Origin of the sequence: Nesterenkonia halotolerans (assembly GCF_014874065.1) — a bacterium.
Classification (GTDB): domain Bacteria; phylum Actinomycetota; class Actinomycetes; order Actinomycetales; family Micrococcaceae; genus Nesterenkonia; species Nesterenkonia halotolerans.
Map to the genome: position 1 here is coordinate 436,226 of NZ_JADBEE010000002.1, position 18,268 is coordinate 454,493.

The 18,268-nt window shown below is 67.9% G+C and carries 18 protein-coding genes; 10 read left to right on the forward strand and 8 right to left on the reverse strand.

The window, feature by feature from the left end; genetic code table 11:
- Positions 1 to 25: 25 nt before the first annotated feature.
- The 3 genes from H4W26_RS12260 (at position 26) to H4W26_RS12270 (ending at position 5,076) form a co-directional block, all read left to right on the forward strand.
- The gene (locus tag H4W26_RS12260) at positions 26 to 412 is read left to right on the forward strand and encodes a hypothetical protein (RefSeq protein ID WP_192592490.1); all 387 of its coding nucleotides are present in this window, start codon (positions 26 to 28) and stop codon (positions 410 to 412) included.
- 119 nt (positions 413 to 531) lie between these two features.
- Positions 532 to 2,694, forward strand: a complete 2,163-nt coding sequence (locus tag H4W26_RS12265) for a S9 family peptidase (protein WP_192592491.1) — start codon at positions 532 to 534, stop codon at positions 2,692 to 2,694.
- Positions 2,695 to 2,832: 138 nt separating this feature from the next.
- Complete coding sequence (locus H4W26_RS12270; RefSeq protein ID WP_192592492.1) at positions 2,833 to 5,076, forward strand: thioredoxin domain-containing protein; 2,244 nt, start codon at positions 2,833 to 2,835, stop codon at positions 5,074 to 5,076.
- 79 nt (positions 5,077 to 5,155) lie between these two features.
- On the opposite strand, the gene trhA is transcribed toward H4W26_RS12270, so the two are convergent.
- Positions 5,156 to 5,866, reverse strand: a complete 711-nt coding sequence (trhA, locus tag H4W26_RS12275) for a PAQR family membrane homeostasis protein TrhA (RefSeq protein WP_378625991.1) — start codon at positions 5,864 to 5,866, stop codon at positions 5,156 to 5,158.
- Between the two features lie 146 nt (positions 5,867 to 6,012).
- Between trhA and uppS the strand changes: the two genes are divergently transcribed.
- Entirely contained in the window at positions 6,013 to 6,795 is a 783-nt protein-coding gene (gene uppS / locus H4W26_RS12280; RefSeq protein ID WP_192592493.1) for a polyprenyl diphosphate synthase, read from the forward strand.
- Between the two features lie 368 nt (positions 6,796 to 7,163).
- On the forward strand, positions 7,164 to 8,486 hold the full coding sequence (locus H4W26_RS12285; protein WP_225940109.1) for a PhoH family protein: 1,323 nt from the start codon (positions 7,164 to 7,166) through the stop codon (positions 8,484 to 8,486).
- A gap of 62 nt (positions 8,487 to 8,548) precedes the next feature.
- On the opposite strand, the gene H4W26_RS12290 is transcribed toward H4W26_RS12285, so the two are convergent.
- Positions 8,549 to 9,256, reverse strand: a complete 708-nt coding sequence (locus H4W26_RS12290) for a rhomboid family intramembrane serine protease (RefSeq protein WP_192592494.1) — start codon at positions 9,254 to 9,256, stop codon at positions 8,549 to 8,551.
- Positions 9,257 to 9,388: 132 nt separating this feature from the next.
- On the opposite strand from H4W26_RS12290, the gene H4W26_RS12295 reads away from it, so the two are divergent.
- Both H4W26_RS12295 and H4W26_RS12300 read left to right on the forward strand, forming a co-directional pair.
- Entirely contained in the window at positions 9,389 to 10,255 is an 867-nt protein-coding gene (locus H4W26_RS12295; protein ID WP_192592495.1) for an alpha/beta fold hydrolase, read from the forward strand.
- A gap of 104 nt (positions 10,256 to 10,359) precedes the next feature.
- A complete protein-coding gene (locus H4W26_RS12300; protein ID WP_192592496.1) occupies positions 10,360 to 11,781 on the forward strand; it encodes a class II fumarate hydratase in 1,422 nt (473 codons plus the stop codon).
- 91 nt (positions 11,782 to 11,872) lie between these two features.
- Here the strand turns inward: H4W26_RS12300 and H4W26_RS12305 are convergent, their stop codons facing one another.
- The 4 genes from H4W26_RS12305 to H4W26_RS12320 are packed head-to-tail and all read right to left on the reverse strand — an operon-like array spanning position 11,873 to position 14,253.
- Positions 11,873 to 12,397, reverse strand: a complete 525-nt coding sequence (locus tag H4W26_RS12305; RefSeq protein WP_192592497.1) for an NUDIX hydrolase — start codon at positions 12,395 to 12,397, stop codon at positions 11,873 to 11,875.
- Between the two features lie 4 nt (positions 12,398 to 12,401).
- Complete coding sequence (locus H4W26_RS12310) at positions 12,402 to 12,935, reverse strand: prepilin peptidase (protein WP_192592498.1); 534 nt, start codon at positions 12,933 to 12,935, stop codon at positions 12,402 to 12,404.
- A gap of 59 nt (positions 12,936 to 12,994) precedes the next feature.
- Positions 12,995 to 13,624 (reverse strand): carbonic anhydrase, encoded by a 630-nt coding sequence (locus H4W26_RS12315; protein WP_192592499.1) that lies wholly within the window; start codon positions 13,622 to 13,624, stop codon positions 12,995 to 12,997.
- Positions 13,621 to 14,253, reverse strand: coding sequence for a DUF4245 domain-containing protein (locus tag H4W26_RS12320; RefSeq protein WP_192592500.1), 633 nt, complete (start codon positions 14,251 to 14,253; stop codon positions 13,621 to 13,623). The genes H4W26_RS12315 and H4W26_RS12320 overlap by 4 nt, the downstream gene beginning before the upstream one ends.
- 136 nt (positions 14,254 to 14,389) lie before the next feature.
- On the opposite strand from H4W26_RS12320, the gene glpX reads away from it, so the two are divergent.
- The 3 genes from glpX to H4W26_RS12335 are packed head-to-tail and all read left to right on the forward strand — an operon-like array spanning position 14,390 to position 16,606.
- Entirely contained in the window at positions 14,390 to 15,454 is a 1,065-nt protein-coding gene (gene glpX, locus H4W26_RS12325) for a class II fructose-bisphosphatase (RefSeq protein WP_192592501.1), read from the forward strand.
- Between the two features lie 52 nt (positions 15,455 to 15,506).
- The gene (locus H4W26_RS12330; RefSeq protein WP_192592502.1) at positions 15,507 to 15,692 is read left to right on the forward strand and encodes a hypothetical protein; all 186 of its coding nucleotides are present in this window, start codon (positions 15,507 to 15,509) and stop codon (positions 15,690 to 15,692) included.
- A 5-nt stretch (positions 15,693 to 15,697) separates the two neighbouring features.
- The gene (locus H4W26_RS12335; protein WP_225940013.1) at positions 15,698 to 16,606 is read left to right on the forward strand and encodes a nuclease-related domain-containing protein; all 909 of its coding nucleotides are present in this window, start codon (positions 15,698 to 15,700) and stop codon (positions 16,604 to 16,606) included.
- A gap of 50 nt (positions 16,607 to 16,656) precedes the next feature.
- Here the strand turns inward: H4W26_RS12335 and H4W26_RS12340 are convergent, their stop codons facing one another.
- Both H4W26_RS12340 and H4W26_RS12345 read right to left on the reverse strand, forming a co-directional pair.
- Positions 16,657 to 16,974 (reverse strand): hypothetical protein, encoded by a 318-nt coding sequence (locus tag H4W26_RS12340; RefSeq protein ID WP_192592503.1) that lies wholly within the window; start codon positions 16,972 to 16,974, stop codon positions 16,657 to 16,659.
- Entirely contained in the window at positions 16,971 to 18,197 is a 1,227-nt protein-coding gene (locus tag H4W26_RS12345; RefSeq protein ID WP_225940014.1) for a S8 family serine peptidase, read from the reverse strand. The genes H4W26_RS12340 and H4W26_RS12345 overlap by 4 nt, the downstream gene beginning before the upstream one ends.
- Between the last annotated feature and the right edge of the window lie 71 nt (positions 18,198 to 18,268).

The window sequence follows — 18,268 nt, forward strand, 5'->3', positions numbered from 1 at the left end:
CGACATTTAAGAGGCAGAGACACCAGTGAATCTACTTCCGGTGCTGAGCAGCGTGAGCCCAGGTGGCGGCGGTGGCGACGCCCCCGAACTGCGCCCCGGGCTCAACGAGCAGGACATCACCCCGGGCATCGAAGGCTTCCTCTTCACCGCCCTGGTGGTCGTGCTGCTCATCGTGGTGGTCCGCGATCTGGCCAAGCGCACGCGTCGGATGAAGTACCGCGCCGAGCTCGAAGACGAGGCCGCCGGGGAAGAGCCCGAGTTCCCGGGCGAGATCACCGAGGCGGAGATCTCCGCGGCCCAGCAGCGTTCCCGTGTGGCGGCGGCCGAGGCCCGCTTCGGCCCGACCCCCGTCGCCGACCCCGCTCCCGCCACCACGGACACCGACCCGGAGCAGACCCCTCCCTCTCGCTGAGCGGCGCCTTCACACCCCGCTGAGCGGCGGATTCTCCGAGCAGTTGAGTGGGATCCAGCCCCCGACTGCCCGGAGATTCCGCCCCTCAACGCGGGGGTGAGGTGTCTTAGACTGGCCTCATGGTGACGACGCTGCCCTATGGTTCCTGGCCCTCAAGCATCTCCGCCGAGCAGCTCGCTGTCGGAGGAAACCGGCTCGGAGCTCCGCAGTGGGTGGGCGAGCAGCTCTGGTGGAGCGAGGCGCTCGCCGCGGAGGGCGGTCGCCAGACGATCGTGCGCACGACCACTGACCCCGCGCAGACCAGCCAGGTTGAGCATGGACCGGCCGCCGGCAGACCAGACACTGTCAACGTGCTGCCTGCGCCCTTCAACGCCCGATCCCGCGTCCACGAGTACGGCGGCTCCTCCTGGATCGCGCTGACGCTCGGCGCTTCCACCGACGCCGCCGCGGGAGAGGCTGCCCCAGCTGCCGCCGCGGAACCGCTGGTGTTGTTCGTGAACTTCACCGACCAGCGGATCTATGCCTTCACCGAAGGCGAGCAGCCGCAGCCGATCAGTCCCGCCTCCGACGCAGTGGCGGAGGTAGAAGGACCCGCTCTCCGCTGGGCACAGCCGACCGAGGTCACCCTCACGGACGGCGTCCGGGAAGTCTGGTGGGTGTGTGAGGAGCATGTCGGCGGGGAAGACGCTGACGGGGCCCCGAAGATCGAGCGCTATATCGCTTCTGTGCCGTTGGACGGCTCTGCCGCCGAGGACGAGCTTGCAATCCGCAAGATCACACCTGCCTCGCGTTTCGTCGCACACCCGCGGCTCTCTCCGGACGGGACTCAGCTGGCGTGGATCTCCTGGGAGCACCCGCAGATGCCGTGGGACGGGACCCAGCTGCATGTCGGGCATATCGCCGCAGGCATGGTGGTCAACGAGCGGGTGCTCGATGGTGGCACCCAGGTCTCGGTGCTGCAGCCCGAGTGGAGGCGGTCAGGGGAGCTGGTCTACCTCAGCGACCGCTCCGGGTGGTGGAACCCCTGGACGGTGACGCTGGCCCCCGAGGGGCTCAGCGACGGGTCGGGGCATGTGGGGACCGCGGTCACGGAGGAGCCCCGCCAGCTGCTCCGCGACGAGCAGGAGTATGCGGGGCCGCTGTGGCAGCTCGGCGAGACCTGGCTGACCCTCATCGACGCCGACCATGCGCTCACCCTCTACGGCACAGCCACCGATTCGCTGGGCGTGCTGGATCTGGTCACCGGCACGGTGGCGCCGCTGGATCTGCCGCACACGACCCTCGCCGGGGTGGCGCTGCGCGCCGATGGTGCACTGGCGATCTATGGCTCCTCCACCACCGAATTCCCTGCGATCACGGTGGGACGGCTCACCATGACGCACGGGCACTGGCGGGTGGACCGCCCCGGCGTCGTCCGCTCTTCACGCAGTGATGCCCCCGACCCACGCCTGCTGCCCACCCCGGAGCCGATCACGGTCACCGACGCGACCGGGCAGCAGATCCAGGCAGTGCTCTACCGGCCGCGGCAAGAAGGGTTCTCCGCGCCGGAGGGTGAGCTGCCGCCCTACATCGCCCAGGTCCATGGAGGCCCCACCGGGCAGGCGGCGGTCGGGCTCTCGTTGGCGATCGCCTACTACACCTCGCGGGGGATCGGGGTGGTGGACATCAATTACGGCGGCTCCACCGGCTTCGGCCGCGCCTACCGGGACCGGCTCCAGGGCCAGTGGGGAGTGGTGGACGTCGCCGACACCGTCGCGGTGATGGAGCACCTGGTGGCCCAGCGCATCGCCGACGGCTCACGTCTGGCGATCGAAGGCGGCAGCGCCGGCGGGTGGACCACGCTCGCCTGCCTGACTCGGACCACGACCTTCGCCGCGGGGGTCTCGAGCTACGGCGTCGCGGACCTGGTGGCCCTCGCTCAGGACACCCACGACTTCGAGTCCAGGTACCTGGATGGGCTCGTCGGACCCTATCCCGAGGCAGCGGAGATCTACCGTGAACGGGCGCCGCTGAACCACGTGGACTCGCTGCAGACGCCCGTGCTGCTGCTCCAGGGTGACGAGGACCCGATCGTCCCGCCGAATCAGGCCGAGATGTTCCGCGACGCCCTGGCAGCGAAGTCCATCCCGCATGCGTATCTGCTCTTCGCCGGCGAGCAGCACGGATTCCGTCAGGCGCAGAACATCATCACCAGCTTCGAGGCCGCGCTGAGCTTCTACGGCCAGATCCTCGGGTTCGAGCCCGAAGGGATCCCGACCCTGGAGCTCACCCCCCACCGTTGAGCGGCGGATTCTACGACCAGCTGAGTGGGATCCAGGCCCCTGAAGCCCTTAATTTCCGCCGCTCAACGGGTGGGTGGGAACGTGGGTTGCCAACGCAAGGTGTCGACGCTCCGGGGGCGGGTGCGCGAGACTTGGCGGATGGGACACCGCCTCGCTGACAGCTCTTCGCTCTACCTCCGCTCACACGCGGACAATCCTGTGGACTGGTTCCCCTGGGGAGCAGAGGCCTTCGCCGAGGCCCGCCGTCGCGATGTTCCGGTCTTCGTCTCGATCGGCTACGCCGCGTGCCACTGGTGTCACGTGATGGCACGGGAGTCCTTCGAGGACGCCGCGCTCGCCGCGGCGCTGAATGAGCGGTTCGTCGCGATCAAGGTGGACCGCGAGGAACATCCCGACGTCGATGACACCTACATGGCCGCCACCCAGGCGATGACCGGTCAGGGCGGCTGGCCGATGAGCGTCTTCACGCTCCCCGACGGGCGGGTCTTCCACGCCGGCACCTACTTCCCTCCGCGCAGGTTCGGGCAGGTGCCCTCCTTCGCGGAGGTCCTGGACGCTGTGCATTCCGCCTGGACACAGCGCCGCGAGGAGGTGGAGACCTCCGCGGAGCAGATCGCCGCCTCGCTCGGAGCCCAGCGTCGCCAGCAGGCTGGTCTCGCCACCACCGTCCACACTCGGCAGGACGACGACGCCGCCTCCTCGGCCTCGACCGGAGACGCCGCAGTCGCGCCGCTCATGGACGCCGCCGAGGTCGAGGAGCTGGTCACCCAGGCGCTGGCCCTGCTCGCCGAGCAGGAGGACACCGTCCACGGGGGCTTCGGCTCCGCGCCGAAGTTCCCGCCCTCCCCGCTGCTGGGCTTCCTGCTCGAGGAGGCCGCCTGGGACCGAGCCTCGCCGGCGGCGGGGCTGGCCATCCGCACTCTGGAAGCGCTGAGCCGGTCCGCTCTGTTTGACCAGGTGGAAGGCGGTTTCGCCCGCTATGCCACCGACCTGGCCTGGGCGCTGCCACACTTCGAGAAGATGCTCTATGACAATGCCCAGCTGCTCGGGCACAGCGCACGGCTGAGCGTGCACCCGGCAGCCGACGCCGAGCAGCGTGAGCGAGCGGCACGTCAGGCCCGGATGAGCATCGACTGGCTGACCCGCCGCATGCTGCTGGAGGACTCCGGTCTGCTCGCTTCCTCCCTCGATGCGGACACCGTCGACGAGACGGGCCACCACGCCGAGGGGGCCACCTATCTGTTCGCCGACACCGAGCTGCACCAGGTCGCGCTCGCCGCCGGGCTGAACGAGACCGAAGTCGAGCAGCTCCTCGTGCTGAACCGCGGCGTCCCCGCGGATGAACATGGCGCCACCACCGGCGCCCCGCTGCACGTGACCCCGGAGACCCCACGCACCCTGCACTTCGATGCGCCGCTGACCGAAGCTCAGGCCACGCTCTGGGATCGCGCTCTGCCGGAGCTGCGCCGTCGTCGTGCGGAGCGGCATCAGCCTGCCCGCGATGAGAAGGTGGTCGCCGCATGGAACGCGCAGACCATCAGCTCGCTGGCGGTGGCCGCCGCCCTGTGGGCCGATGAGGCGCTGCTCGACGATGCCCAGGCGTTGGCGCAGCGGCTCTGGCAGACCCACGTGACCCTCGACGACGACGACGACGGCGCCGCCCGCGTGCACCGGATCTCCTACGCCGGGCGTCGCGGCGATGAGCTGGGCGGACTCTCCGACCACGCGCATCTCGCCGTGGCCTGCTTCCAGCTCAGCTCCGCCGGGGCGGAGACCGACCCGCAGACCGGCGCGCAGGACGGGGCAGCGGGTCCGGCGCAGGACGCGGGGGACTGGCGCGATCGGGGCGCGGCCGTTCTGCGCATGATGCTCAAGACCTTCGTCCGGGAGCAGGACGGGGAGCTGCAGCTGCTGGAGAGCGCCGACGATGACGGCCTGCTCGCCGCGGCCCAGCACGGCCCGCTGTTCGCCACGCCCCTGGACGGGCCCGAACCCAGCAGCGTCGCGGCTCTGGCCCAGGCGCTGCAGATGGCCGAGGCGCTGGAGCTGCTCAGTGCCGAGGATCTCCGGCCGGAGCAGATCCTGCAGCATGTGAAGCTCGCCGCCGCGAAGGCCCCCACGGTGATCGGGGCCTCGATGCTGGTCGCGCGGCGCTCGGCGAGAAAGTCCCCTGCCTTCCGGTTCCTCGGCGGGACGGCCCAGGACCTCGCGGAGGTGCGCCGCGCCGGGGCGCTCTACGGGGTGCCGGTGGAGCCGGTGGATGCGAAGCTGGTGGAGCCCGGAGCGGCGCTGCGACTGAGTGTCTGCCTCAATGCCGTCGGATCGATGGTCTGCCTGCCACCGGTGGACTCGCTGCAGGAGGTGCTGGAGGGTCTGCGCTGAGCAGCGGCGCTCGTGGTCGGGTCAGTGCAGGGACGTCGCCGGTTTCAGCGCGGCGCTCGCCCGCCATCCACAGCTCGGCTCAGCGCAGCAGAGCCAGCGCGATCGCGATGAAGTGGCAGATGAACCCGATCAGGGTGCAGGCATGGAACAGCTCGTGGAAGCCGAACCACTCGGGGGAGATGTTCGGGCGCTTGAGTGCGTAGAAGACCGCGCCGATGATGTAGGCGGCGCCGCCCACGACGATCAGCGTCGCCGCCACCGGATCGGCGGCGTAGAAGTCCCCGATGAAGACCAGAGCGGCGAGGCCGAGGATCACGTAGCTCGGGGTGTAGAGCCAGCGCGGAGCGGTGGTCCAGAAGATGCGGAATGCCGCCCCGAGCAGAGCCCCGATCCAGACCGAGACCAGCAGGATGGTGTCCTTGGGCTCGGGGAGCAGCGCCAGCGTCAGCGGGGTGTAGGTGCCGGCGATGATCAGCATGATGTTCGTGTGGTCCCACCGCTTGAGCCTCATGCCGGTCCGCTTCGACCAGTTCCCCACGTGGTAGACGGCGGAGACCACGAACATCATCAGCCCGGTGATCACGTAGACCACGGCGGCGGCCCGCAGCACGCCCGCGGGCGTCAGCACGATCAGCACGATCCCGGCGACCAGGACCACGGGCACCATGCCCGCGTGCAGCCGGCCCCGCAGTCTCGGCTTCGCTCGTTCCGAGCTGAAGGAGGCGCTGCCGGGGCCCTCTTGGACGGCGTCGAGGGCGGGGTGCTTGGTGTCTTGCTCACTGGTGGCCACGGCACGAGTCTAGGCGGGGCCGCGACAGGGGAGTAATGGGGATGACGGGGTGTGGTGCACGTCGCGCACGCCCGTCCAAGCCGTCCGATACGGATCGGGCGGGAGTCCCTTAGGGTGGGAAACGCGTCAACACTGCAGGAGGCTCCATGGGGTTGCGAGACATCGCCTACGCCGTCTATGAACGGCAGATCAGCCGTGCCCTGCCCAAGGACCGGATCCCCAAGCACATCGGCGTGGTGGTGGACGGCAATCGACGCTGGGCCAAGCTGGCCGGCACCCCCACGGCAGACGGGCACCTGGCGGGTGCCAATAAGATCGTCGAGTTCATCGACTGGTGCGCCGAGCTCGGTGTCCCCACTGTGACGCTCTACATGCTCTCCACGGACAACATGAGCCGCTCCGCCGATGAGCTGGAGACGCTCATGGACATCATCGCCGACACCCTGGAGCGGCTCTGTGAATCCCGCCCCGGCGGCCGGCCCGTGCGGGTGCACCCGGTCGGGCAGCCCGAGCTGCTTCCGGAGCCGCTCGCCGCCCGGCTGCGCAGCGTGGATGAGGAGCTTGCGCGCGCCTGTGAGGAGCCAGCCGTGCATGTCAACGTGGCGGTGGGCTACGGCGGACGGCAGGAGATCGTCGACGCGGTCAAGGAGCTGCTGCGCGATGCCGAGTCCCATGGACGCAGCATCAGTGAGGTGGCCGAGGACCTGACTCCCGGGTCCATCGCCGATTGGCTCTACACCCGCGGACAGCCTGACCCCGACCTGATCATCCGCACCTCCGGAGAGCAGCGCCTCTCCGGCTTCCTCATGTGGCAGTCGGCCTATTCGGAGTTCTACTTCTGCGAGGCCCTCTGGCCCGATTTTCGCCGGGTGGACTTCATCCGTGCCCTGCGCGACTACGCTCAGCGGCAACGGCGCTTCGGAAACTGACGGGCCGCTCGTCCAGCGGGACGAACCGGGGAGCAGGATTAACCGGATCGTCACAAGAAAGTCATTCGAATTACCCCCGTGTGATTCGAACGCGGAGTACTCTTCGAAGTGTCAGAACACTGACCGGAGAGGCCCGATAGCGTATGCCCCAGGCATCACGTGGAAGGGGTCGGACCGGCCCCACAGGGCCGAACCGACCACACCCTGAGAATAGATACGGGAACACGACAAGGTTCCGCCGCGAGTCCGATGCGCCGACAGGTGCAGCACGGCACGCGGACGGGACCTTTTGCGTTCCCGGGTATGGAGAAACCGTGGCCTCCTCGCACCTGACCCCCACCACCCCAGATTCCCTCGGCGCCGGCGAGCTGGATTCGGCCGTGGCCGGAGAAGTCGCCCAAAAGTCCTATGTGCTCGACACTTCGGTGCTGCTCTCGGACCCCAAGGCCTTCCTGCGCTTCGCCGAACATGAGGTGATCCTCCCCGTCGTCGTGATCTCTGAGCTGGAGCACAAGCGTCACGATGCGGAGCTGGGCTATTTCGCGCGCTCCGCGCTGCGGCTCCTCGATGAGCTCCGGGTCAGACACGGGGCGCTGAACCGTCCCATCCCCCTCAACGAGGAGGGAGGCGAGTTGCTCGTGGAGCTCAATCACATCTCCCTGGACGTGCTGCCCGCCGGCTTCCGCGGAGCCGACAACGATGCCCGGATCCTCGCCGTGGCGAAGAACTTCGCCGATGAGGGCCGCGATGTCACCGTGGTCTCCAAAGATCTGCCCATGCGAGTCAAGGCCTCAGCCATGGGTCTGGCGGCCGATGAGTACCGCAATGAGTGGGTCACCGATTCCGGGTGGACCGGCCTCGCCGAGGTGACCGCCACCGAGGAACAGGTCAACGCGCTCTATGAGGGCGAGAAGATCGACCTCGAAGATGCCGAGGAACTCCCGGTCAACACCGGGCTGGTGATCTCCTCCGGTCGCGGCTCCGCGCTCGGACGGGTGCGTCAGCACGGCCCCTCACGCAAGTACGTGCAGGTGGTGCGGGGGGACCGGGACATCTTCGGGCTGCATGGCCGCTCCGCGGAGCAGCGCCTGGCCATCGACATGCTGATGGACCCGGAGCTGGGCATCGTCTCGATGGGAGGCCGAGCGGGAACGGGGAAGTCCGCGCTCGCCCTCTGCGCCGGGCTCGAAGCTGTGCTCGAACGCGGGGAGCACAAGAAGATCATCGTGTTCCGCCCGCTCTACGCCGTGGGTGGCCAGGAACTGGGCTACCTGCCCGGATCCGAGTCGGAGAAGATGAATCCCTGGGGCCAGGCGGTCTACGACACCCTCGGCGCGCTGGTCTCGCAGAACGCGCTGGAGGAGATCATGCACCGCGGGCTGCTCGAGGTGCTGCCGCTGACCCATATCCGCGGGCGATCGCTGCACGACGCCTGGGTGATCGTGGACGAGGCCCAGTCGCTGGAGAAGAACGTCCTGCTCACGGTGATGTCCCGCATGGGACAGAACTCGAAGATCGTGCTCACCCACGACGTCGCCCAGCGCGACAATCTGCGGGTGGGCCGCCATGACGGGATCGCCGCCGTGGTGGAGATCCTTAAGGGCAACCCGCTCTTCGGGCACGTGACGCTGACCCGCTCCGAGCGCTCCCGAATCGCCGCACTGGTCACGGAGCTGCTCGAAGACGCCTGAGCGCAGACTGCTGGACGCACCCATGAGGTGAACCCACACTGATCGGGCCGCGCGCGCCGTCGCTATCTGGAGGCGGTGCGCGCGGCCCGCTCGGCGCGGGCCTGTCTGGTGAAGAGCAGCGCGACGACGACGCCGGCCACCGCTCCGGCCAGGTGACCCGCCCAGGACACCCCGCCAGCGCTGATCGGGGTCATTCCGACGAGCATGCTGAGCCCGTAGAGGAACAGCACCGCCAGCGAGAAGACCACTGCGAGGATCCGTCGCGTGATGAAGCCGTAGGCGACCAGGAAGGTCGCGAAGCCGTAGATCACCGCCGAGGCTCCGATGTGCAGCCCGCCGCAGTCGAAGCCCTGCGGTGCATGGCAGACCCAGGGAGTGCCGCCGACCCAGAGCAGCACCCCGGAGAGCAGCCAGATCAGCGTGGTGATCTTCACGAAGTGCCGCGTCAGCAGCGAGAGCATCCCGCCGAGCACCAGCCAGGACATGGTGTTGCTCAGGATGTGGCCCAGGCTGCCATGGAGCAGCGGCATGAACAGGATGCCGAGCAGGCCATCGGCCTCACGGGCCTGGAGTCCGAGCGCACGGTTGATCCAGTTTCCGGTGAAGAACGAGGCCACGAAGAAGGCCCACATGCCGGCCAGGGGCACCACCACGGGGAGAAAGGTCCGCCCGAACGTGGACTTGAGGTCTCGGCTCAGTGAACCCCAGGAATCCCCGGAGCCCTCGCTGATCTCCGTGCTGGCCGCGGGCTCCCGGAAAAATCTGCGCATACCCCCATGCTACTGAGGCTGGGAGTGTGACTGCCGCTCGAGGTCGCGGAAAAGTCTTCCGATGGGTTGATCCACAGAGCCGAATGAACCAAGCTGAGCGAACCCCGCCCCGACGCTGTGGAGGAACCCGAGATGTCCGATACCTCTGAACCTGCCGAGAATGCTGTGCCGTCGAAGTACACCGTGGAGTCCTCGAACGAGGTGCATCTCCACATCGAGGACCACGGCGGCGAGGGTCGTCCGGTGGTGCTCATCCATGGGTGGCCACTGACCTCTGAGTCCTGGGACGCGCAGGTCGATGTCCTGATCGCCGCAGGATTCCACGTGGTCACCTACGACCGTCGCGGCTTCGGTGGTTCGGCCACGCCCGAGTCCGGCTATGACTATGACGCCTTCGCCGATGACCTGCGCAGCGTCCTGGAGGATCTGGACCTTGAGGACGCCACCCTGGTCGGATTCTCGATGGGCGGCGGGGAGGTCGCGCGCTACGCCAGCCGCCATGGAATGCAGCGCCTGCACTCGGTGGTCTTCGCCTCCGCGGTCCCGCCGGCGCTGATGCAGTCCGAGCAGAATCCCGACGGCCCGCTGGATGAAGAGACCTTCCAGCAGATGCGCGATGGTCTGGAACAGGACCCGGAGAGCTTCTACGACCAGTTCGTCACCAACTTCCTCTCGGCACAGGGGGAGCTGATGGTCAGTGAGGGTGAGCACGCTGAGGTCCTCGCGCTGGCGCGTCAGGCGGATCAGCGGGCAGCGCTGGGGGCGATGGACGCCTGGGCGCGCACCGATTTCCGGTCCGATCTCGAGTCCGTGACGGTGCCCGCGCTGATCCTCCACGGAGACTCCGACGCCGTGGTGCCCTTCGAAGGGTCCGGCCGCCGCACCCACGAGTCGCTGCGTGATGCCGAGCTGGTCCTCATCGAGGGGGCGCCCCATGGGGTGAACGTCAGTCACCCGGATGAGTTCAATCGCGGACTGATCGAATTCCTCGTCCGCTGATCCAGGTCCCCTGGTCGAGTCAGCGGACCGGCGGCTGCTGACCCGTATGTCCTGCCTCGGAGCCGGCTGGCACGTTCGCGGGATCCAGTTATTAGACTGGGCCCATGACCGAGAACACAGCTGAGACCGAATACCGTATCGAGCGCGACACCATGGGCGAGGTAAAGGTGCCTGCCCAGGCGTTGTACCGCGCTCAGACCCAGCGCGCCGTGGAGAACTTCCCGATCTCGGGACGCACCCTGGAGCGCGCTCACATCGAAGCCCTGGCGCGGGTGAAGAAGGCCGCCGCGCTCGCGAACAAGGAGCTCGGGGTGCTCGATGGCGAGCTCGCCGATGCGATCGTCCATGCCGCTGAGCAGGTGGAGACCGGCGATCTGGACGAGCACTTCCCGATCGACGTCTTCCAGACCGGTTCCGGCACCTCCTCGAACATGAACACCAACGAGGTGCTGGCCACGCTGGCGAACCGCTACCTGGCGGAGAAGGGCTCGGACAAGGAAGTCCACCCGAACGATCACGTCAACGCCTCGCAGTCCTCCAATGACGTCTTCCCCACCTCGGTGCACGTGGCCGCCACCTCCGCACTGGTCAATGATCTGCAGCCCGCGCTGGCATACCTGGCCGAGGCGCTGGAGACCAAGTCGAAGGAGTTCGCCACGGTGGTGAAGTCCGGGCGCACCCACCTCATGGACGCCACCCCGGTGACCCTGGGTCAGGAGTTCGGCGGTTACGCCGCACAGGTCCGCTACGGCGTCGAGCGCATCGAGTCTGCTCTGCCGCGCGTGGCCGAGGTTCCCCTGGGCGGCACCGCCGTGGGCACCGGCATCAACACCCCGCAGGGCTTCGCCGAGAAGGCCATCGCCAACCTGGCCTCCGACACCGGGCTGCCGCTCACTGAGGCTCGTGACCACTTCGAGGCTCAGGCCAACCGCGACGGACTCGTGGAGGCCTCCGGTCAGCTGCGCAACATCGCCTACTCGCTGATGAAGATCAATAACGATCTGCGCTGGATGGGCTCGGGCCCGAACACCGGCCTCGGGGAGATCTCGCTGCCGGATCTCCAGCCCGGCTCCTCGATCATGCCCGGCAAGGTCAACCCGGTGATCTGCGAGTCGGCCATCCAGGTCTGCGCTCAGGTGATCGGCAACGACACCACGGTGGCGCTGTCCTCCACCAATGGTGCTTTCGAGCTCAATGTGGGCATCCCGGTGATGGCAGCGAACCTGCTGGAGTCCATCCGGCTGCTGAAGAACACCAGCTATGTCATGGCGGACAAGATGATCAAGGGCCTGACCGCCAATGAGGAGCGCGCCGCGTTCCTCGCCGCAGCCTCCCCTTCGGTGGTCACCCCGCTGAACAAGCACATCGGCTACGAGGCCGCTGCGGAGATCGCCAAGCACGCGGTGAAGAACAAGCTCACGGTGCGCGACGCCGTCGTCGAACTGGGCTACATCGAACGCGGTGACCTCACCGAGGCGCAGCTCGACGAGTCCCTCGACCTGATGAGCATGACCCGCCCCGGCTAGAACGCACTCTCTGCTCCACCTGGTCCCGGGTGGTTGAGGTTTCCGGTGGTTCCGCATCCACCGGAGACCTCAGCCCCCGGGATTTCTGGTCTCAGCTGCGGAATCGGGCCGGGGCTCCGGTGTCCAGCGCCCACTCGATCACCATGCGCTGGTCCTCGCTGATCGGCTCGGGCAGCTCTGAGATCGGGAACCAGCCCACCTCCACCGATTCCTCGTCATTGACCCGCGCCTCCCCCGAGAGCGGCTCCATCTCCAGCACGGTGTCGAGGTATCGGCAGGCGTCACCGTTGGGGTAGCGCACAAGGTGCGTGGCGAAGACTCCCGCGACCCGCACGGCGCGGGCGATCACCCCGGTCTCTTCCTGGACCTCACGGGCGGCGCCGACGGCGGGATCCTCGCCCGGATCCAGGATTCCCGAGGTGACCGTCCAGGCGCCGTTGTCGGCCCGGCGCACGAGCAGCACCTCCGGCTCCGCGTGGTCCGTCTGGGCTGGGTGCTCAGTCTGGTCCGCCTTGGGGTCTGGCCGGCGGATCACGACGCCGCGAGTGGCCGGGACCCAGAGCTCGCGGGTGCCGATGTGTTCGCGCAGATCTTGGATGAAGTCTGGGGTGGGCATGGATTCACCCTAGCGAGACGCCGCCGCTCACCGTCAACGCCACGGCCGTGCCGAGCAGCAGGAACGGTCCGAAGGCGACGGCTGTCTTGGCGGTCGCCCGACCGGAGATCAGCAGTCCCGCAGAGACGAGTCCACCGAAGAGGAACGACAGGACGACGGCGGCCACCACCGTGGCCCAGCCCAGGAACCCTGTGTACAGCCCGAGCACGACGGCGAGCTTCACATCGCCCATGCCCAGCGCCCGGGGACTGATCATCTGCACGATCAGAAACGAGGCGCCCCAGACGAAAGCCGCCGTGAGGGCGCGCAGGGCGGCGAACGGCTCGCCGAGCAGCAGGGCCGTGATGATCAGCAGGCCCAGCGTGATCCCCGCCCAGGGGTAGATGATCCGATTTGGGAGCCGGTGTTCACGCAGGTCATTGAAGCTCAGCGCGAGGGCGCACACGGCGAAGACCAGCCCGCCCAGCAGCAGCATCAGGCCGGCCAGCCCCTGGGTGAGTGAGCCTGAGACGAGCAGCTCGACGATGAACGCAATCACGCCCCCACCCTAGGGCTGATCTGCGGATCAGGGAATGGGCGTGTGTGGCTGTGGAGGGCTCAGACCTCGCCGATGGAGGTGACCACGTCGGCGCGGCCCTCGGAGAGTCGGTAGGTGACACCCATGACGGCCGTGCGGCCCTCTGCCACGGCGTCGTGGAGCACCCGTGAGTGGTCCACGATCCGGTGCGCGGTCTGCTTCACATGTTCTTCCACCGTCTCGTTCACCCCGGTGATGCCGGCGCGCTGGGCGGCGAGCACCGAGGGTGTGATCCGTTCGACGAGACTGCGCACGAACCCGGTCGGGGTGACTCCGGATTCGGTGGCCTGCACCGCCGCGGTGACCGCGCCGCAGGAGTCATGGCCGAGCACCACGATCAGGGGAACCTTCAGCTCGGAGACGCTGAATTCCAGGGAGCCGAGCACGGCGTCGTCGGTGACCTGACCTGCGGTGCGGACCACGAAGATATCGCCCAGCCCGACGTCGAAGATGATCTCCGCGGCGAGACGGGAGTCTGAGCAGCCGAAGATGGCAGCAATGGGATGCTGGGACTCGGTGAGCGAGTTCCGGCGTGCGGCGTCCTGGTTGGGATGCTGCGACTCACCGGAGACGAAGCGCTCATTGCCGGACTTGAGCCGCTCCCAGATCTCAGCAGGAAGCGGCTGCGCCGCTGTCGTCTTTGCGGTCATTCTGCAGCTCCTCCGTTGTCGTCCACTGGCTCGTCTGCCTCTACTTCTACATCAATGGCCTCGGTGACGGCCTCGAGGAAGGTCTCGAACTGCTCCTCCGTGGCGGTGCCGCCCAGCACGATCGCGGTGCCGTCGATGGTGTTCTCCTCGGCCTCTAGCACGTAATACCGGCGGTCCTCGGACTCGCGGACCTCGAAGCGCAGGCCCGCGATCGTCTCTTCCCCGGTGGTGCCGCCCTGACGGGTCTCTTCGTTGACCCAGGCGGGATTGGGCTCATCGGTCTGCGAGAAGCTCAGGAAGCTCGCCTCGTCGATGGAGTAGCCCACCTCCCAGGCGGTGACGCCGAGCTCCGCGCGGTTCTCCCAGCGGGCGTAGTTCGCGCTCCACCCCTCGGGGACCTCGGGAGCGATGGCCGCGTAGTCGGTCACATCGTTGGTCCAGGCGGCGGCCTCGGTGACGTTCTCATCGGGAGTGAAGCTGACGTCCTGCTCCGGCCGGAGCCCCATGACCGCGAAAACGCCCAGCAGGGTCACCGCCACGGTGATGACGATGCCGATGAGCGGCTGATTCATCCGCTTGGCCTGGGACTCGGTCAGCTGCGGGGTGGGGGTCTCTTCTTGCTCGGTCACCCTCCCATTGTCGCACCGTCGAGGGACATGCCAGGCGCACCCTCGACGGACATGGCAGGCGGGTGCGAGGTTATGATCGTTGCAGGGTCGGCGACGATGCTGGCCATAAGCCGAGACGACAAGGTGGCCTTAGCCCATGAACGATTCTTCGCAGCCCCGCGATACGCGCTCCGACGACGGGTCGTCCCAGGACTTCTCACACCTCTCTGCTCGACTCGCCGTGGGTGACTCCGAGCCGGACCGCCACCTGGCCATGGAGCTGGTGCGCGTGACCGAGGCCGCAGCGATCGCAGGCGGCGCCTGGGTGGGCATGGGGGACAAGCTCACCGCAGACGGGGCCGCAGTGGATGCCATGCGCTCCCTGCTGGACACCGTCAACCTCAACGGGATCGTGGTGATCGGTGAGGGTGAGAAGGACGAAGCGCCGATGCTCTTCAACGGGGAGCGGGTCGGCAACGGCACCGGACCCGAGGCCGATGTCGCGGTGGATCCCATCGACGGCACACGACTGACTGCCCTGGGCTACAACAACGCGCTCGCAGTCCTCGCCGTGGCCGAGCGCGGCACCATGTTCGACCCCTCCGCCGTCTTCTACATGGACAAGCTCGTCACCGGACCCGAGGCCGCCGACCTGGTGGACCTGCGGCTGCCGGTCAAGCAGAATCTGCATCTGATCGCGAAGGCCAAGAACAAGCGGATCAGCCAGGTCAACGTCTGCGTGCTGGACCGTCCGCGCCACTCCAAGCTCGTCGACGAGATCCGCGAGGCCGGCGCCCGCGTGCGCTTCATCATGGACGGCGACGTGGCCGGCGGCATCGCAGCCGCCCGCGAGGGCTCCGGCGTAGATGTCCTGATGGGCGTCGGAGGCACCCCGGAGGGCATCATCACCGCCTGCGCCATCAAGGCCGTGGGCGGAGTGATTCAGGGCCGGCTCGCCCCCGTGGACGACGACGAGGCGCAGAAGGCGCTCGACGCCGGCCATGACGTCAGCAGGATCCTCACCACCGAGGAACTCGTCACCAGCGACAACTGCTACTTCGCCGCCACCGGCATCACCGACGGCGACCTGCTGCGCGGCGTGCGCTACCAGGGCGACAAGGTCACCACCCAGTCGATGGTCATGCGCTCGAAGTCCGGCACCGTCCGGATCATCGACGCCGAGCACCAGGCCCGCAAGTGGGAGTCCTACACCCGGCAGTAGATCGTTGCTCCAGGGGAGACCATCTGCGGACGAGAAGAAAAGGGGAGTCGCCATGACAGACATGTTGCGCTCACTGTTTTTCCTGGCCGCCGCAGGCCTGACCCTGAACCTGCGTGAAGGGTTTCTCCTGGGTGATGCACTGGCTGTGCCGCTCATCGCGATCTTCGTGGCAGGATTTGCGGGATCCGTCCTCTGGACCGCGCGCACTCGCTGGAAGTCGCAGGAGGTCCCGTCATAGACGAGATGCACGGTGGTACGGGCTTCTCGGGTGTGAAGCGGATGCGTCTGCGCTACGCCGGCGTGTGTCATCTCTGCGGGCGCCAGCTGCCGCAGCGGGTGGAGGCGCTCTATGACAAGGGCCTCAAGAAGGTCAGGTGCCTCGACTGTGCTTCCGGGCAGCAGTGGGAGGAGCCATTGACCGCTGAGGGGGCGCCGTCTCCCGCGTCACGTGCCTTGCCGCCGCCACCTCAAACCGCAACAGAGCCTCCATCACCAGAACCATCACCTATCGAGCGTGGCCGGGCAGGTCTCGGTGCCCAGCGAGAATATGAGCGGCGCAAGGCGCGCGACGAGGCGCGCACCCGGCAGAAATGGGGTCGCTTCGGCGGCATCGCGGTGGCCCTGAGCCAGGAGAAGCAGAGCACCACCGCCTGGGCCCTAGGGGCCGAAGGGGAACGTCGCATCGGGGCGCGCCTGGATCGAGTCGCCTGGGAGCTCGGCGGCCTGGTGCTGCACGACCGGAAGATCCCTGGTTCTCGCGCCAATATCGACCATATTCTGGTGGTGCCCAGCGGAGTTTGGGTCATCGATGCCAAGAAGTACACCGGCAAAGTGGAGATACGACGCAACGGAGGCTTCTTCACGCCGCTGGTGGAGAAGCTCACCGTGCGCGGAAGGGACTGCACCTCACTGGTGGAGCAGTCACTCAGACAGGTGGAGCTGGTGCGCGAGGTGGCTCCCACCGTGCCCGTCACCGGGGTGCTGTGCTTCGAGGGTGCCGAGTGGCCGCTTGGCGGTCACCTGCGCACCCGCGGGATCCAGGTTCTCTGGCCCAGGAGGATCAAGCGCGTCGCGGGAGCTCGCACGGGCGCCTTCATCGACGTCAACGTCATCGGCGCGCAGCTCGCCACCCATTTTCGCGCCACGAGATGAGGCGTCACGGTGCAGCGCGCAGCCCGCACCTCGTGGCGCCTCCCGCCAGATCACTGAACTTCGGCGTCGGGCGGGGCGACCCGGTGACGCCGGGAACTGTCTGCTGAAGCAACACCAGGCACCGCCGCGAGGTCCTGCGCCTGGGGACGCTTGAGCTCGGAGTCCGCGCCCGCGCCGTCGGACTGCACGCTGGGCGCGGCATCCGGACCCGCCGCCCCAGCAACGTCCTCCGTGTGACCGGTGATCTGGCCCAGGCTGCGCAGCACCTTGTCGATGACCAGCCCTGAGGCTTTGAGTTCGGAGACGACCTCATCCATGGTCTCGAGGTGTTCATCGTCCACGGTGATGATCCAGTGCTGCGTGGTCATGATCGTGTTCCCTCCGGTCGGCCGTCTCCCAGCCCCGGTGGCACGGGTTCTGCGGTTCCCAGCGCAGGGATCGTGGCCAGCCCGGCCCCCACGTCGGCCACCTCCAAGCCCTCGAGCGGAAGCGCCGTGCGGATCAGCTCATCCCAGAGCTCCTGGCCGCGCAGTCCGGTCGCGCCGGCCAGCACTGCCGCGATCCCGGAGACATGCGGGGTGGCCATGGAGGTGCCGCTGATGCTGCGGAACAGCTCCGGGCGGGGCCAGGAGGAGTAGATGTCCACCCCGGGAGCCGCGATGTCCACCTCCCCGCCATCGTGGGGGAGTGACCGGGCGGAGAAGTCAGCGACCTGCAGCGCAGAATCCACCGCGGCCACGGCCATCACGAAGGGACTGTTCGCCGGTGCCCCCACGAACCCGGGATCCCCGGCGGCGCGCCCGGCATTGTTCCCCGCCGCGGCGACGAGCAGCGAGCCCTGCTCCAACGCTCGCCGGCCCGCTGTCACATACGGCGGATGGACCTCACGCACATCGGCGCCTAAGGACATGGAGATCACCTGGCAGCCGTTCTGCAGCGCCCAGTCGATCCCAGCGAGGATGGAGGTGTCGGAGCCGGACCCGTCCTTGCCCAGCACCTTGCCGGAGAAGACCTCCACCCCGGCGGCCACTCCGTACCCGGGTCCGCTCTGCGCCACCCACGGGCCGCAGGCGGTGCCGATGCAGTGGGTGCCGTGACCATGAACATCCTCGGGACCCTCACCGGCGATGAAGGACTCCAGCGTCACGCTGCGCCCCGCGAAGTCAGGGTGGGAAGCGTCGAACCCCGTGTCCAGCACGGCCAGCCGCATCCCGCCGCCGGTCTGTCCGCTGTCCTGGGCCCGGCGGATCTGGATCGCCTGCAGCCCCCAGGTCAGCTCGGCGCTGTCTGCCGCGCTCCGGGCGACAGCCTCCACCGGCCCTGCACTGGGGTCAGACGCACTGGGACCCGCGTTCGGCGGGGTGGTGAGGGCGTAGTAGGTGAGCTCGGGGGTATAGCTCATCGGCCGACGTCGTTCTCGGCACATTCCGCTGAAAGCTTCCAGTTCCTCGGGGTCCCCGTCCACCACGCCGACCCCGAGCCGGGGAAAGTACACGTCGGTGGAGAAACCCTGGGCGCTGAGCAGACCCGGCGCCTCTCGCTCCAGCACCTCAGCATCGGAGGTGTCGAATGTCACTACAAAGCGTCGCATGGCCGTCCCATCCATCCGTAGAGCTGACACGTGCGCCCAGGCTAAGGTCGAAACCTGCGAATCCGCCGGGT

Coding starts and splice junctions, on each gene's coding strand:
- H4W26_RS12345 (WP_225940014.1), bottom strand. CDS start 18,197: ATGCGACGCTTTGTAGTGACATTCGACACCTCCGATGCTGAGGTGCTG.
- glpX (WP_192592501.1), top strand. CDS start 14,390: ATGAACGATTCTTCGCAGCCCCGCGATACGCGCTCCGACGACGGGTCG.
- H4W26_RS12290 (WP_192592494.1), bottom strand. CDS start 9,256: ATGCGCAGATTTTTCCGGGAGCCCGCGGCCAGCACGGAGATCAGCGAG.
- H4W26_RS12335 (WP_225940013.1), top strand. CDS start 15,698: ATGCACGGTGGTACGGGCTTCTCGGGTGTGAAGCGGATGCGTCTGCGC.
- H4W26_RS12305 (WP_192592497.1), bottom strand. CDS start 12,397: ATGCCCACCCCAGACTTCATCCAAGATCTGCGCGAACACATCGGCACC.
- uppS (WP_192592493.1), top strand. CDS start 6,013: ATGGGGTTGCGAGACATCGCCTACGCCGTCTATGAACGGCAGATCAGC.
- H4W26_RS12340 (WP_192592503.1), bottom strand. CDS start 16,974: ATGACCACGCAGCACTGGATCATCACCGTGGACGATGAACACCTCGAG.
- H4W26_RS12330 (WP_192592502.1), top strand. CDS start 15,507: ATGACAGACATGTTGCGCTCACTGTTTTTCCTGGCCGCCGCAGGCCTG.
- H4W26_RS12265 (WP_192592491.1), top strand. CDS start 532: ATGGTGACGACGCTGCCCTATGGTTCCTGGCCCTCAAGCATCTCCGCC.
- H4W26_RS12270 (WP_192592492.1), top strand. CDS start 2,833: ATGGGACACCGCCTCGCTGACAGCTCTTCGCTCTACCTCCGCTCACAC.
- H4W26_RS12300 (WP_192592496.1), top strand. CDS start 10,360: ATGACCGAGAACACAGCTGAGACCGAATACCGTATCGAGCGCGACACC.
- H4W26_RS12315 (WP_192592499.1), bottom strand. CDS start 13,624: ATGACCGCAAAGACGACAGCGGCGCAGCCGCTTCCTGCTGAGATCTGG.
- H4W26_RS12295 (WP_192592495.1), top strand. CDS start 9,389: ATGTCCGATACCTCTGAACCTGCCGAGAATGCTGTGCCGTCGAAGTAC.